The following is a 14,532-nucleotide window of genomic DNA, read 5'->3' as shown; positions in this document are numbered from 1 at the left end:
CACAGTTTCATTTTATGGCCAAAGATGTCAAATGGTCAAAAGGGCCTGCAGGGCCAACTATTCCATTTTTATCGAAGGCTATTTTAATGGCTTCGTAAAGATAATCTTTTACGGCATTGGTGTCTCCAGCGTCACAAGTGGCTTTGATATCTATTTTGGTTGCTCCTAAATCTGAGGTGTCAAGCGTTACTGTAACCTCAGGCGTTTTGTGAACGAGCTCACAAGTATTGGCCACATTTTTGACAACATTTCTAACTTTTTCGGTATCAGAATTCCCGGCAATAGTAAAATTAAGCCCAACTTTTACGGCTCCAAGTCCCGAGAGATTTATGATCGTTCCGCTCATGATAGCTCCGTTGGGAATAATTACTTTGTAGTTGTCTGACGTTTTCAGAATAGTTTGCAGAATCAAAATCTCTAAAACTTTTCCGGTTTGTCCGCCTGCTGTTATGGTATCGCCGACCTTGTAGGGCTTAAATATCAATATCAATATACCACTTGCGAAATGTGACAAGCTGCCTTGAAGGGCGAGGCCAACTGCTAGACCGGCACCTCCAATCATGGCCACAAATGAGGTGGTCTCAATACCAAACTTGGTGGCTACACTTACTATTACCAGAACTTTGATCAAAATGGAAATAAAAGACCCGATGAATGGTACTATGGTAGGGTCAAGATTCTTGCTCATCAAGGACTTGTGGAATAGTTTGCTCACTCTGTTGGCTACCCAGAAACCGATAATGAGGGTAAAAATGGCCATCAGGACTCTCGGAGAGTAATCCACAAGCATTTCTGTAAATCGGTCTATTAAGTGTACGAAATTTAAGTTTTTGACTTCCATAAAATATAGTTTATTGAAAAAAGAACCACTTCGTCAAACTTAGTGGAGGCTATGAAGACAATTTAAATAACAAAGTGTGAAATTCACTTTCGTCGCCTCGCCGGCGGGGCCTTCATTTTTTCCGGGTTGCCGGCCCAGTCGAAAAAACGAAGCAAAAAAAACTGCACCCAGCAAACTCACACACTCAAAATTCTGAGAAACCCTTCTTCAAAATTAAAATTACTCTAAACAGAATTTTGATTGTGTTCAAACAGTGCTGGCTGATATATGGAAACATTCTTTTTTATTTTTCCACAATTTTTGAAGAAAATCTCAAGCATACAACGGAAAAATTAGATTTTGATTGTGAAAATACCTACTCAAACCTATTTCAAAGCGATTTTTGAATATTTTGGTTACCGAATTCGCTGTTGTTATTGTGATTGGTATAATATGGTTGGTCTTTTTACAAAAATAAAAAACCGCCTTGCGGCGGTATTTATTTTTAGAATAGCAAATCTGTAAGTCGGAATCCTTAAGAACCGCACATTTCGCAACCTTCTGGGTTGTCTAATGAACATTGCATTGCTGCATACTTTAGTTCTTCTTCGCTTAATTGGAAGCTTGCGGCAGCTTCTTTGGCTTTGGCCTCGTTTTCTTTGGCATAAGCCTCATAGTTGAGCGGTTTTTCTTCAAACATCTCAGTTACTGGCGTAGTTTCTGCTATGGCTTGTCTGTCCACGGTAAACTTAACGGCATCAACGGCTGCTTTAGTACGTAGATAGTACATTCCTGTCTTAAGTCCAGCTTTCCATGAATAGAAGTGCATAGACGTTAGTTTTGCAAAGTTTGGATCCAACATGAAGATGTTCAGCGACTGGCTTTGACATATAAATGCACCTCTGTCAGCTGACATATCTATCAAAGTCTTTTGTTTTATTTCCCAAGCGGTCTTGTAAAGCTCTTTTAGGTGAGTTGGTATCTCGGCAATGTTCTGTACAGATCCATTGGCGGCTATCAACTTGTTCTTCATGGAGTCGTTCCACATGTTTATTTTCACGAGGTCTCTCAAAAGATGTTTGTTTACCACCACAAATTCTCCAGAAAGTACTCTTCTGGTGTAGATATTTGAAGTGTACGGCTCAAAACATTCGTTGTTGCCAAGAATTTGACTCGTAGAAGCTGTTGGCATTGGAGCCAATAGCAATGAGTTTCTTACGCCGTTTTTGATAACTCTCGCTCTCAAGTCTTCCCAATCCCACAGACCTGAGTCAGGTGTAACTCCCCACATATCAAACTGGAACTCACCTTTCGAAATCGGTGATCCAGCCCAAGTCTCATAAGTACCTTCTTCCATAGCCAACTCCATAGATGCCTCCATTGAAGCAAAATAGATGGTTTCGAAGATATCTTTGTTGAGTTTTTGAGCAGGGTCGCTGTCAAACGGCATTTTCATCAATATAAATGCATCGGCAAGTCCTTGTATACCGATACCGATTGGCCTGTGGCGTTTATTACTTTTTTCTGCTTCAGGAACTGGATAGTAATTTACGTCAATAATTTTATTCAGGTTACGTGTAATAACCTTCGTAATGTCGTAAAGTTTTTTGAAATCAAAACTTACCGTTTCGTTATTGTCAACATTGTTCACAAATTTCGGCAGAGCTATTGAGGCTAAATTACAAACCGCCACTTCGTCTGGAGCAGTGTATTCTATTATCTCAGTACACAAGTTTGAAGACTTGATAGTACCAAGGTTTTTCTGGTTTGATTTTTTGTTGGCCGAATCCTTGAACAAGATGTATGGAGTACCTGTCTCTACTTGAGATTCTAAGATTTGGAACCAAAGTTCTTGTGCTGAAACAGTTCTTCTAGCTTTGCCCTCAGACTCGTATTTTTCATAGAGTCTTTCGAAGTCGTCGCCGTAACAGTCTGACATTCCTGGGCATTCGTGCGGGCAAAATAAACTCCAATCTGCATTGGCCTCTACTTTTTTCATGAACAAGTCAGGTATCCAAAGTGCAAAGAACAAGTCTCTAGCACGGTTTTCTTCTTTTCCGTGATTTCTTTTCAAGTCTAAGAAATCAAAGATATCTGCATGCCAAGGCTCAAGATAAATAGCGAATGAGCCTTTTCTTTTGCCACCACCTTGATCAACGTATCTGGCGGTATCGTTGAATACACGAAGCATCGGAATGATACCATTAGAAGTACCGTTGGTGCCTTTAATGTAGCTACCAGTAGCTCTGATGTTATGTATCGAAAGTCCAATTCCTCCAGCTGACTGTGAAATTTTGGCTGTTTGTTTTAGTGTATCATATATACCATCTATGCTATCGTCTTTCATGGTTAGCAGAAAACACGACGACAATTGTGGTTTTGGTGTACCTGCGTTAAAAAGCGTAGGAGTAGCATGCGTAAACCATCTTTCCGACAATAAATTGTACGTTTCTATTGCTTTTTCGATGTTTTCGCCATGTATACCTACCGAAACCCTCATGAGCATGTGCTGCGGACGCTCAACGATTTTGCCATTGAGTTTCATCAAATAGGACTTCTCAAGCGTTTTGTATCCGAAGTAGTCATAGCCGAAGTCACGATCGTAAATTATTGATGAATCCAACAATGCCGCATTGGCTTGGATTGTTTTCCAGACGTCTTTAGCAATTAGCGAAGCGTTTTCTCCTGTTTTAGGGTCAACGTATTGATACATTGCCTTCATGGTGCCTGAAAACGACTTTAGCGTATTTTTGTGAAGATTAGAGATGGCAATTCTTGCTGCTAATGTAGCATAGTCGGGATGTTTGGTGGTCATAGATGCCGAAGTTTCAGCGGCAAGGTTATCTAATTCGGATGTGGTAACACCGTCATAAATTCCTGAAACTACTTTCATCGCAACCTCTACTGGTTGAATAAAATTCGGATCCAGACCATAACAAAGCCTTTCGATACGAGCTGTGACTTTATCAAACTTCACGGATTCGCGTCGTCCATCTCTTTTGATTACGTACATGTTAATTTTAGGAGTAAAAGGTGTAATATAAATTTTTTAAACTAATGGGTTCTAATTCAATCGAATTCCAAAAGTATAAAAAAAATAAAATAAAAAAAAGACAAATTATTTTTGGAAAAATAAATTATTAAAATTCTTCCGAAGTGGAGATTTTAGTTGTGTCTAATTATCAATTCATTGTAAAAAAAGCATCTATAAAAAGTACTATAATAAAAGTTTTCCACAGAAAATAAGACTGTGAACTTAACGATACCGAATAATAAATATTAGGCTTTGGGTAAGTATAATCTTAAAAATTCGAAGTATAATACAGATTTTATGCCCATAGTTATCCACAATTAACGTGTTCATTATTAATCTTTACATTCCATTATCAACATATCCCCACTTTGATAGCTGATTTGTACCTGACCATCCTCATCGGCTTCGTTGCTGTTGCCATTTCTCTGTCCAAGTTTTAGGGTTTCGCTATTCAATGGATATTTGAGGTTGTGTGTAATTATACCCGTGGCTTCACTGACTGGCATGAGCGAAATAATTGTGCCTTTTTTGTACCATTTGGTGAAAATGCTTGGCAGTGGTAATATTGGAAAAATACAAGAATGGTCGTCAAGTATTTTAAGCTTTATAAGGGTAGAATACTTAGGTAAAATGGCAATATTGGCCATTGTATGATCGGCTCTTTTGCCTGTAGCCCAAACGATGTTGGCAGCAGGAAAACCTCGCTCAATTAGAAATTCTATCGCTTTTTCGAGATCTGTTTTTTCTTGATTTGGGGCATGAATTATCTCAATCGGAAACTGACTCGTTTTCAGTTCTTCAAGGTTAGTATCCACTCGATCAAAATCGCCGAAAAGTACATCAATTTTTATTTGGCGGTGAAGTACCTTTTCTAAAGCACCATCTAACACCATAATAAACGGACTCCATTCGAGCAGCTGACCAAGGAGTTCGTCGGTACAGGCTTCACCATTGGCTATTATTAGTGCAGGCTCCTGTTTTTCTCTTACTATATGATGTGATGACATATTAAAAAAAAGACCCAAATTTTAGTTTGGGTCGTTAGCGTTATTTTTTCTTTTCTTTCTTTACTTTTTCTTTGACAACACCCTTGTCTTCTTTAATATCGACCTCTTTTTCCTCTTCTTTACTTTCGAAGAGTTCGGGAAGGTTTTCTGAAAGGATATTGTACCAGTTGATTATTTTCTTGATGTCTGTAGGATAAACACGGTCCCTATCAAAATCAGGCATTATTTTAGCAAAAAAATCAAAAATGTCTTTGTTTGATGCTATTTTAGTGTCGAGTTCAACTTTGGTACCAAAACCTTTGCGAATTGATAGAAAAATTTCTCCTAATGGAGTTGCTTTATTTATATCTTCTGTATAAACCGAGATTTCTTTCAAAACTGATACCTTGGCGTTTGCATTGATCATCTCTCTTTTGTGAAGCTGATCCAATGATTCCACAATCACCCCAGCTCTACCTGGCTTGACTATTCTGTAAAGGCCTGGTTTGCCCGAGATATTTGCTACTTCTTGTAATAATTCCATATATATTTTTCAATGTGTTTGTAAAAACGATGCAATTTAGTGAAAAATTGGAGTGTGTTTATTTTTTTACAGGAATATGAGCATTTTGAGATTTGATTAAATATCTCCTTTCAGTGGTCGCAACACGATTTCTTCAACGACTGCTGATTTGGATAAATTGTAACTAGCCCAAATTATATCTGCCACGTCTTTTGCTTCCATAAATCGTTCGGCGGGTAAATCTACCCCTGCCCAACTATCTGTTAAAGTAGCTCCAGGCATTATAGAAGTGACTTTTACGCTTGTATTTAATAATTCTTGCCTCAAACTTTTGCTCAAACCGAGCAAAGCAAATTTTGAAATAGAATAAGAACCACTTTGAGGATAAGCCATCAAACTGGCAATAGAACAGATATTGAAAACGTGGGCAGAGTCCAAAGTTTCCATCTCTGGAACAAGAATTCTAGATAAATAATAGGCACTGTAAACGTTGGTGTTTATGAGTGTTTCTAAAGTATCTTCGGCTTCTTCAAGAATTTTTCCGGGTAAAAACAATCCTGCATTGTTTACCAAAACATGCACTGGCAACCTCAATTCAAGTATAAATTTTCCAAAATTTTGAATTTCTTCTTTTTTAGAAACATCAGCCACAAAAACATGAATGTTGGTAGTGTATTTAGATTCAAATTCGTTTTTTAAAGCCTCTAGGTTGGACATTGATCTAGAACAGACGGCAACTTCAAAGCCTTCTGAGGCAAATTTTTCCACTACAGTTTTTCCGATTCCTCTGCTTGCCCCGCTAACAACCGCTAATTTCTTCATTTTCATAGATTTTTTTCCAAAATTAACGCTTGAAGAGGTTTAAATAAAATTCAATTTGTTTAGACTTGAATTAATTCGTGTTTGATTACCTTTGTGTTTCATCTTTTATCATAGTATATATGCTAAAACTGCTAGGCAAATTCTTTATTTTCCTTAACGAGCTTTTTACGAGGAGGGAGTCGGCGAAAGTTTATTGGTATCGTTTTTTGGACGAATGTATCACTATTGGTATTGACTCCGTGCTAATTATTGCGATTGTGGCCTTGTTTATAGGTGCCGTAACCTGCGTACAGATATTTGCCAACTTGGTGAGTCCAGTTATTCCGCTGTATATAGTTGGTAATATTGTTAGAGACATGACCTTATTAGAACTTTCATCTACATTTATGTGTGTGGTTTTGGCTGGTAAAGTAGGATCGAATATCGCTGGCGAGCTTGGGACTATGCGGATTACAGAGCAAATAGACGCACTTGAAGTAATGGGAATCAACTCTGCTTCGTATTTGGTACTTCCTAAGTTATTGGCCGCTGTGTTTACTTTTCCTATTTTGGCTATTTTTTCTGGATTTCTCGGCATATTTGGTGGATATTTGGCTGGTACTTTAACGGGTATTCTTACTCCTGAACAATATATTTACGGTATTCGCTTTTCGTTTATACCTTATAATCTCACTATACCGATTGTAAAATCAGCCGTTTTTGGTTTTTTGATAGCAACCATTTCTGCCTATAAAGGATATCATACCAGAGGCGGAGCTTTGGAAGTGGGAAAAGCCTCCACAGCAGCGGTTACCAATAGTTGTATAGCGATTTTGATTGCCGATTATCTTTTAGCTGAGTTGTTGACATGATAGAGATAAAAAATATAAGCAAGGCTTTTAATGGCAAAGTTGTTTTAGAGAATGTTTCTGGAGTCTTTAAAAAAGGAGAGACAAGCCTAGTTATTGGTGCCAGCGGTACCGGAAAAAGTGTACTTTTAAAATGTATGCTGGATTTGGTGGAACCAGAAAGCGGCGATGTTTTTTTTGATGGTAGGGAGTTTTTGCATGTTAGCGAAAACGACAGAAAAGACCTCAGAAGAGAAATGGGCGTTCTTTTTCAAGGTGGAGCATTGTTTGACTCGAAAACTGTACATCAAAACATTAAGTTTCCGCTGGACATGCTCACCCAAATGTCTGAAAGTGAAAAAAACGACAGAGTAGAATTTTGCCTTCATAAAGTGGGTTTGGACGGAACCGGCCCAAGAATGCCTTCAGAAATATCTGGAGGAATGAAAAAACGAGTAGGAATAGCTCGAGCAATCGTGATGAATCCAAAATACTTGTTTTGTGATGAGCCAAACAGTGGCTTAGACCCACTTACTTCTATCAAAATAGATGAATTGATAAAAGAAATTACCGACGATTTTAACATAACTACAGTAGTAATCACCCACGACATGAACTCCGTTTTGTCTATAGGTGACAATATTATGTTTTTATATAAAGGGAAGAAAATTTGGGAAGGTGATAGCACCACCATAATGACATCAAGCGTGAAAGAGCTGGATGAATTCGTGTTTTCTAACCATGCTTTGAAGAAACTTAGAGGCGAGTATTCAAAGTAATTAACTCAAGATCTGGGTATGAAGAGTAAGAAAGCCACACCCTTTTTAGTTCTTTTATCTGCATTTGTATTAAGTTTTTCTTCTGGTTATTCTCAACAAATAGACGAGAACTTGCTGAAGTCACAGATTGATTCCGCCCTTCAATTTATCCAAAATTCACAGATAAAAGAAACGCTTGTTGCCAAACAATATACTGGTGAGTGGCCAGTAGATATGCACTTAACCACTCCATATTTTTTTATAGGCAAAAAGCAAAAAGCCCAAGACTCCAACTGTTTTACGGTTTCTGCCATACACAACGCTCTCGCAGAAATTTATCTTCTTGATACCAACAGAAAAGAACTTTTGTATACTTTGAAAATGGCGTATGATGATATTCGGGACTATAATGAGGACAATTTATATAATTTTTGGAAGAAATTGCCGCCTACCAGAAAGTTAAAGTTATTTAAAGAACCCAATCCTCAGCCTTTGGTGCATAGGCCTACTAATTTTAATTTACGCTCTCGTTTTATTAACAATACTGGCAATGTACCTGAAGACGCTGATGACACTTCATTAGGGAATCTGGCATCTTTTTACAATAATAGAATTTTTGATTCAAAAAATGAACTGGCTTCTTACCATAGATTCGATGAGTTTTTGGATGTTGAAAGAAAAAATAGGAACTGGTTTAATGTTCTGTTTCACAGGGATGGCAACTCAGGTGCATATATGACGTGGCTTTACCCTGAACATGAATATAACAGGTGGAATATTCTTAAAACAGCGATAAATACTTTATTGATTTTTGTTCCAGGAAGTTCGGCCCGTCCTGAAGCTTATGAGCCATGGGTGCCTTTTGGGGCAAATGATGTGGATGTGGTGGTGAATGCCAATGTGCTGGCATATTTGGCGAAAACACGACAGTTGGAAAAGAGCAAAGGTAACTCAGACGCTATAAAATTGATAGAAAATCGACTAAGAAAGAAGTTTTGGTACAATAACTCGGTGTATTACCCCAACCAGTTTCATATCCATTTTACAGTTGCCAAGGCCTTTGCAAGTGGGGTAGAAGAGCTGAGGGTTTCATCAGAGATAATCTTGAAAGACATTGTGGAAAAACAAAACAAAGATGGGAGTTTTCAGAGTCAAAGTTATATCAATCATTTTGACCGAGTACAAAGCACAACCAATGCACTTTCGGCCATGATAGACTGTAAATCAAAAGGTTTGGCAGTGTCTGAACCAGCTATGCAAAAAGCCATTTCTTATATTTTGAGTCAGAAAAAAGTAAAAAATGACCAGATTCATTGGGAAGCAGGTGTGTATTTTTCAGGTGGCACTTTGCTTCGTAATATCCTTTTTTGGAAATCTGAAGCCTATACGACGGTGGCTGTTGCCAATTGTTTACAGCGATATTTGGCATTGAAAAGTACTAAAGAATGACTCTATAGAAACTATTTGACCAAAACACCCGCTGCCCAAAGTTGCTTGTAGGCAGATTTTAAATATTTTAGTTTTAAAGACTGATTTTTCAGCAAGCTTTCTATCCATTTATTCTCCCGAGAATTTATCAAAAAAAGTGTGCTTTCGCCTTGTTGGAGCTTAAATTCTTCATTTTTGAGTAGATTGCGATAGTTGATTATCATGCTCTGAGAGGTATTTAGTTGGCTTTTTAGGGCATTTAGCTCCACGCCATAGGATCTTATTTTGTTTTCAATTTCCCAAGTTTTGTTGCTGATAATAAAATTGGTCTCGGATATTTTTAGCAAAGTTTTTTGGTAATCGCCACGAGCTTCTCTGAGGAATAGGGGCATTTTGAAATCAAAACCAAATTTGTAATTATTGCTTAGAAAAGGGGAATATGCCGATTCGAAATTATAATAGTTTTTGCTTAAGATATTCATTTTCAAGTTGGCGGTGGGCAAAAGAGATTGTCTTTTTAGCCTTCGTTCCACAGCTAGTGCATCCATTTTAAATCTATAAATGCCGAGTTCTGGATGTTGATTTTTGGCTAAATTGATGAGTTCTTCTGTTCGGTCTTCTATAGAAACCAAACCAAAAGCAACAACATCGGGAATTGTGCCAGATTCAAGAAAGTAAGGGCTGTCGTTGTCATTCCAAAGATATTTTGCAAGACCTATGGCCGAGGTTTGAGCTTCCATTTGGGCCTCTTGGAAAAGTAGCTCAATGTTTTGAACTTGTGTATAAGCCTCTAAGGTGTCGTTCATAGATTTATCACCATTTTGAAAAGCAATTCGGAGTAAATCCAATCTATTTTTAGCGTTTCCTAGGTTTTGATTTAGCAGGTCTAGGTTTTGGTAAGCAGCCGTCCAGTGCCAATAATCCTGTATGGCTTCTAAATATAAGTCATTTAGGGTTTGTCGCTTTTCTTCCTCTGATTGTCTTTGGTAAATGGCAGCCTGCTTCAATGCAGCTCTTTTGTAATCTATCAAGAGACCTTTCAGCACTGGCATTTCTAAACCAATATATCCAAGGTTTCCAATGGTTCGCTCATTGGAAGTGTACATTCCAGCACTTTTTTCTATACCCGTTTTGGCGGTGAGGCCTATGGGTGTATAGACTTTCAATTCGGTGTCTTGGTAATTATAATAGTTTTTCCCATCTAAGGTTTTTAGGGTGGTTTCATTCGCCAGTAGAGGGTCAAACACACCCTTAGCAGCAAAAAACTCAGCCGCAGACATGTCTACTCTCAGTTGAGCTTGCTTGGCTATGGGATGATTTTTAGAAATGAGTTCTAGGAAGTCATCCAGTTTTAAAACCTTTTGTGCTATGGTGTTTTTTGATAAAAAAACTATCAAAAGTGCGATTGCAAATCTCATGTTCTTTTTATTTTTTTGTGGTGGTAGTTTTGGTTTCTGGCACATAAAACTCTGGCGGGAAGCCATTTATGTTACGCCAAAGTTCGTATACAATTGGCACATCTTTTAGCAATGCGATTCCTTTGGAGCCGCCACCGAGCCTTAAGTTTTTAGGCCATGGTCTGTCTTCTTGGTCTTCAGCTACCAACACCCTGAACATACCGTTTGCACTTACCGAGGTTTCTACGGCAGTTATCACGCCTGAGTAGGTTCCATAACTGGTTTGTGGCCAGCCACTAAATACTATTGCAGGGAAGCCATCAAACACAAATCTTACTTTTTGACCTTTATTTATCAAGGGTAGATCCAGCGGACTTACAAACATTTCTACCGCCAATTTGGTATTTTGCGGGACGATTTCCACAATCATTTCGCCTTCTTTGAGCATTTCACCAATACCCGCTTTCATGGCTTTGGTTATTTGGCCACTTTGTGGGGCAGTTATGAAGAAAAGCTGTTGTCTGGCGTCATAATTTGCCAATGTATTCTCGAGTTTGAGTACTTCGGCTTCTGTACTTGCTGCCGCTGAAACACTCCCAAATCGGTCTCCTTCAGCTTTGGCTATTTTGTCGAGATATTCTTGTACAGCTCCGTTTCTTTCGATTTTGAGATTGAGTAATTCTTGCTTGGATTGGTTAAGTTTGTTTCCGTTGCTGGTCGTTTTGGCTATGGCGTCTTGGTAGGTTACTCTTCGTTTTTCAAACTCCGTGAGCGATATTACACCGCTATCCAGCATCACTTTGGCAGCAGTTATTTGTCTAGTGTATGCGTTTAAGGCATTGTTTGCAGCAGCTAAATCTGCACTGTCGCTGGTTATTTTTAGGCGTTGTTGACCTATTTTGTTATCAATCGAATTTAATTTTAGCTCCATCGCATTTCTCAGAACCTCAGTTTGTGTGATGGAGGTGGAGGCTTTGCCCTCATAAGCTGCAATGCTCTGGTTTTTTGCGTCTATTTGTCTCTGAGTTCTTTGCAATAGAATTGGGTCAAAATATTCTACCTTAACTTCGCCCAGTTGCAGTAAAGTATCCCCTTTATTTACGAAATCGCCCTCCTTTACAAACCATTTCACTACTTTCCCTGGGATGACGGTATTTACTTCTTGAGGTCTATCTTCTTGTCGAAGTGTAGTGATATTGCCATTTGAGCGGATGTTTTGTGTCCAAGGCAACAATAGAATAATTACTGAAATAATTATTATTCCAAAGAACCATTTCCGTAGTGAAGATTTCTTATTTATGTGGTATATCTCTGAAAACGACTTTACATCGGAGTTTTCATCAATATTTTCAATGTTTGTATTTAGATAAGTTTTCATTTTATACTATTGATTTTTCCGTTTTCCAATTTCAAAATTACATCACAGTATTTTTCACAAATCATAGATTCTGACGCCAGTATTACAGTAGCAGAGGTGCTTTTTAGGTAATCTATGACGTTTAACATTTGAGTTTCATTAAGATATTTGAAAGGTTCCTCAAACAAAAACAAACGAGAGTTTCCAAGCAATGAACGTGTCAAAAGTATAGCGTGTCTAATTTCGGAAGGCAACCTTTTTCCTATGGGGTCTATTGTAGTTTCAAGGCCTTTGTCCGAACTTGTTATGAAGCTGTCAAGGCCTGTGAGTTTTGAGATTTGTAGAATATCTTGAACGCTGATGGTGGGAATACCCAACGTAAGGTTTTGCTCCAAAGTACCCAGAAAAATATCCTGCTGTCCCAAAAGTATGCCCGTCTTTGATCGGATAGATTCGCAGTCGTAGTTTCTGATGGGCAAACCATCAAGGATAATATTTCCTGTGAAATTTTTGAATGCCCCCGTAAGAAGCCTAAGAACTGAGGATTTGCCAGCCCCCGATTTTCCGTTTATAAGTACCCATTGCCCAGCTTTTACGTCAAAAGTTAGGTCTTTGAGAATTTCGTTGTTGATTTCATACGAAAAATCTACCTTTTCAAAACCAATAGAAACACCTTCAGTTATAACTGAAAGTTTTTCTTTTCCAGAAGTTTCTATTTCCGCCTCTGCTACTTTATTGAGTTTTTCTACAGCTGTAAGGGCTTCGTAAACTTGATCCAATACCCCAATGAGTTTTTCAATAGAACCCATAATGGCAATAATCACAATGTCGGCTGCTATGAATTGCCCAATATTGATCTGTTGGTTGATAAGCAACCAAACGCCAATAATGAGCATGGAAGCAGTAATTAGAAGCTTAAAACCTATTAAACTCCAGTATTGCACCTGCAGAATTTTGAAATGTCTTGTGCGAGAGTCAAGGTATTTACTTACTAATTTATCGGTGTTCTCAAGGTGCAAATGAGACTTCTTCGAGTATTTAAAGGATTTTATGCTTCGGGCCATTTCTTCGAGCCAGCCAGCTATTTTATATTTGTTGTCACTCGTTTCTATGGAAGTTGCAAAGCCTTTATGAGAAGTGTAATGCAGGATAAGAGAAACAGTTATAAATAACAAAAAGCCAAATGCTATAAACAATGGATGATAAAAAGCCAGTAGCAAAATCCCTAAAATAACTTGAATGATAGCGGCTGGAACTTCTACCAAGAGTTTTTGTAGGCTTTTTTGTAAAGTGCTGATGTCGAAAAAACGATTGACGAGCTCAGGCAAATAGTAGCTATCCAGTTTTTCAATGTTGAGTTTTGGGAGCCTGTTTCCGTATTCGAGAGCATAGCGAACGAACAATTTTTGTTCTATTTTCTCTATCATTTCCAATGTGCGTACTTGCAAAAGACCAGTGAAGAATGTTCCAGCCAAAACCAAACCGATAAGTACAATTATAGAAGTAGATAAGCTACCTGCCATTACAAATCCAATTATCGCCTGAATACCTAGCGGCAATGACAATGAGAGGATTCCTGCAAAAATAGAGAATATGTAAATAGAGCTAATGTCTTCTTTATCGAGTTTTAATAAATCTAAAATTCGACTAGTGGCAGAACGAATGGTTGATGAATATTTTTGTTCCATGTAAAAAACATTTTTCTGCAAATATACAAATACTTTTTATAATAATAGTAATACTATTATAAAAAACTAAAATACTTTTGTTTGTGTGACAAATACTATTTACTTTTGTTCTATAAAGTTATGAGATGCAAATAGAATTTAAGATTAAACTCAACAATTCGCTGTTCCTTCGCGACCCTGACGGAACAGAAATAGGGAAAAGTATTATACGGAAATCAATAAAACTGATTTCAGAGATTGGTTATGAGCAGTTTAATTTTAAAAAATTGGCTTTGGAAATCCCCACCACAGAAGCCACTGTTTACCGATATTTTGAAAACAAACATAAGCTCCTTATCTATTTGATAGATTATTATTGGGCGTTTATTAGATACCAAGTTTTGTTCAATATCAATAATTTGAAAAGCCCAGAGGAAAAAATCAGGACAATTATTGACCTTTTGGTTTGGGAAGACAACTCCATGACGTACTCCACAGATATCGATCAAAAGGCACTTTATTATATTGCTATTACAGATGGAAGCAAAGCTTTTTTGTCGAAAGACGTAGATAATTTGAATAAACACCAGGTGTTTGTTCCTTACAAAGAGCTTTGTGAATTGATAGCATCTGTTTTCAAAGAGTATAACCCTGAATATAAATTTGCCAATTCGCTTGCAAGTACCTTAGTTGAAGCGTCTCATTTTCAGTATTTTTTTATGCATCATTTGCCCAGATTGTGTGATTTTTCCGATAGTAAAGACCCAAAAGTCCTTGAGGAGTTTTTAGAGAGCTTGGTTTTTGGAGCCTTAGGCAATCAGTAGTTTTTTTTAATTTGATTTTTTCCATTCATATTTTCAAATAGAAAAACAACCATTGGTAAAAATTCTAGGATTAAGTTATTGATAATTAG

General features: G+C 37.6%; 12 protein-coding genes. 4 read left to right on the top strand and 8 right to left on the bottom strand.

Features of this window, described 5'->3' with window-relative positions:
- Positions 1–7: 7 nt before the first annotated feature.
- The 5 genes from EGI26_RS08995 to EGI26_RS08975 all read right to left on the bottom strand — a co-directional run bounded on the left by EGI26_RS08995 (position 8) and on the right by EGI26_RS08975 (position 6,185).
- Positions 8–841, bottom strand: coding sequence for a mechanosensitive ion channel family protein (locus EGI26_RS08995; protein WP_255077802.1), 834 nt, complete (start codon positions 839–841; stop codon positions 8–10).
- Between the two features lie 514 nt (positions 842–1,355).
- The gene (locus EGI26_RS08990; protein WP_255077801.1) at positions 1,356–3,833 is read right to left on the bottom strand and encodes a ribonucleoside-diphosphate reductase subunit alpha; all 2,478 of its coding nucleotides are present in this window, start codon (positions 3,831–3,833) and stop codon (positions 1,356–1,358) included.
- 353 nt (positions 3,834–4,186) lie between these two features.
- Positions 4,187–4,861: a thiamine diphosphokinase gene (locus EGI26_RS08985; RefSeq protein ID WP_255077800.1), complete on the bottom strand. Its 675-nt coding sequence runs from the start codon at positions 4,859–4,861 to the stop codon at positions 4,187–4,189.
- Between the two features lie 40 nt (positions 4,862–4,901).
- Positions 4,902–5,384 (bottom strand): DUF5606 domain-containing protein, encoded by a 483-nt coding sequence (locus EGI26_RS08980; protein ID WP_255077799.1) that lies wholly within the window; start codon positions 5,382–5,384, stop codon positions 4,902–4,904.
- 96 nt (positions 5,385–5,480) lie between these two features.
- Entirely contained in the window at positions 5,481–6,185 is a 705-nt protein-coding gene (locus EGI26_RS08975; RefSeq protein WP_255077798.1) for an SDR family oxidoreductase, read from the bottom strand.
- Between the two features lie 119 nt (positions 6,186–6,304).
- Between EGI26_RS08975 and EGI26_RS08970 the strand changes: the two genes are divergently transcribed.
- Genes EGI26_RS08970 through EGI26_RS08960 form a run of 3 tightly spaced genes read left to right on the top strand, consistent with a single transcriptional unit; the run spans position 6,305 to position 9,219 of the window.
- Positions 6,305–7,036 carry an ABC transporter permease gene (locus EGI26_RS08970; RefSeq protein ID WP_255077797.1) on the top strand — a complete coding sequence of 244 codons (732 nt, stop codon included), beginning with the start codon at positions 6,305–6,307 and terminating at the stop codon, positions 7,034–7,036.
- Positions 7,033–7,791, top strand: a complete 759-nt coding sequence (locus EGI26_RS08965; protein WP_255077796.1) for an ABC transporter ATP-binding protein — start codon at positions 7,033–7,035, stop codon at positions 7,789–7,791. The genes EGI26_RS08970 and EGI26_RS08965 overlap by 4 nt, the downstream gene beginning before the upstream one ends.
- Before the next feature lie 18 nt (positions 7,792–7,809).
- Positions 7,810–9,219 carry a hypothetical protein gene (locus tag EGI26_RS08960; protein ID WP_255077795.1) on the top strand — a complete coding sequence of 470 codons (1,410 nt, stop codon included), beginning with the start codon at positions 7,810–7,812 and terminating at the stop codon, positions 9,217–9,219.
- 11 nt (positions 9,220–9,230) lie between these two features.
- On the opposite strand, the gene EGI26_RS08955 is transcribed toward EGI26_RS08960, so the two are convergent.
- Genes EGI26_RS08955 through EGI26_RS08945 form a run of 3 tightly spaced genes read right to left on the bottom strand, consistent with a single transcriptional unit; the run spans position 9,231 to position 13,640 of the window.
- Positions 9,231–10,616, bottom strand: a complete 1,386-nt coding sequence (locus tag EGI26_RS08955) for a TolC family protein (RefSeq protein WP_255077794.1) — start codon at positions 10,614–10,616, stop codon at positions 9,231–9,233.
- A 7-nt stretch (positions 10,617–10,623) separates the two neighbouring features.
- Positions 10,624–11,973 carry an HlyD family secretion protein gene (locus tag EGI26_RS08950; RefSeq protein ID WP_255077793.1) on the bottom strand — a complete coding sequence of 450 codons (1,350 nt, stop codon included), beginning with the start codon at positions 11,971–11,973 and terminating at the stop codon, positions 10,624–10,626.
- Complete coding sequence (locus EGI26_RS08945; RefSeq protein ID WP_255077792.1) at positions 11,970–13,640, bottom strand: peptidase domain-containing ABC transporter; 1,671 nt, start codon at positions 13,638–13,640, stop codon at positions 11,970–11,972. Before EGI26_RS08945 ends, EGI26_RS08950 begins: the two co-directional genes overlap by 4 nt.
- A gap of 125 nt (positions 13,641–13,765) precedes the next feature.
- Here EGI26_RS08945 and EGI26_RS08940 point away from each other — a divergent pair, with 125 nt between their 5' ends.
- A complete protein-coding gene (locus EGI26_RS08940) occupies positions 13,766–14,443 on the top strand; it encodes a TetR/AcrR family transcriptional regulator (RefSeq protein WP_255077791.1) in 678 nt (225 codons plus the stop codon).
- Positions 14,444–14,532 lie beyond the last annotated feature (89 nt).

The sequence above is a fragment of the Lacihabitans sp. CCS-44 genome, from assembly GCF_024343735.1.
Taxonomy (GTDB): Bacteria; Bacteroidota; Bacteroidia; order Cytophagales; family Spirosomataceae; genus Leadbetterella.
Note: the sequence above shows the minus strand (reverse complement) of the source record. Positions and strands in the feature narration are given on the sequence as shown.

Coding starts and splice junctions, on each gene's coding strand:
- EGI26_RS08995 (WP_255077802.1), bottom strand. CDS start 841: ATGGAAGTCAAAAACTTAAATTTCGTACACTTAATAGACCGATTTACA.
- EGI26_RS08990 (WP_255077801.1), bottom strand. CDS start 3,833: ATGTACGTAATCAAAAGAGATGGACGACGCGAATCCGTGAAGTTTGAT.
- EGI26_RS08985 (WP_255077800.1), bottom strand. CDS start 4,861: ATGTCATCACATCATATAGTAAGAGAAAAACAGGAGCCTGCACTAATA.
- EGI26_RS08980 (WP_255077799.1), bottom strand. CDS start 5,384: ATGGAATTATTACAAGAAGTAGCAAATATCTCGGGCAAACCAGGCCTT.
- EGI26_RS08975 (WP_255077798.1), bottom strand. CDS start 6,185: ATGAAGAAATTAGCGGTTGTTAGCGGGGCAAGCAGAGGAATCGGAAAA.
- EGI26_RS08970 (WP_255077797.1), top strand. CDS start 6,305: ATGCTAAAACTGCTAGGCAAATTCTTTATTTTCCTTAACGAGCTTTTT.
- EGI26_RS08965 (WP_255077796.1), top strand. CDS start 7,033: ATGATAGAGATAAAAAATATAAGCAAGGCTTTTAATGGCAAAGTTGTT.
- EGI26_RS08960 (WP_255077795.1), top strand. CDS start 7,810: ATGAAGAGTAAGAAAGCCACACCCTTTTTAGTTCTTTTATCTGCATTT.
- EGI26_RS08955 (WP_255077794.1), bottom strand. CDS start 10,616: ATGAGATTTGCAATCGCACTTTTGATAGTTTTTTTATCAAAAAACACC.
- EGI26_RS08950 (WP_255077793.1), bottom strand. CDS start 11,973: ATGAAAACTTATCTAAATACAAACATTGAAAATATTGATGAAAACTCC.
- EGI26_RS08945 (WP_255077792.1), bottom strand. CDS start 13,640: ATGGAACAAAAATATTCATCAACCATTCGTTCTGCCACTAGTCGAATT.
- EGI26_RS08940 (WP_255077791.1), top strand. CDS start 13,766: ATGCAAATAGAATTTAAGATTAAACTCAACAATTCGCTGTTCCTTCGC.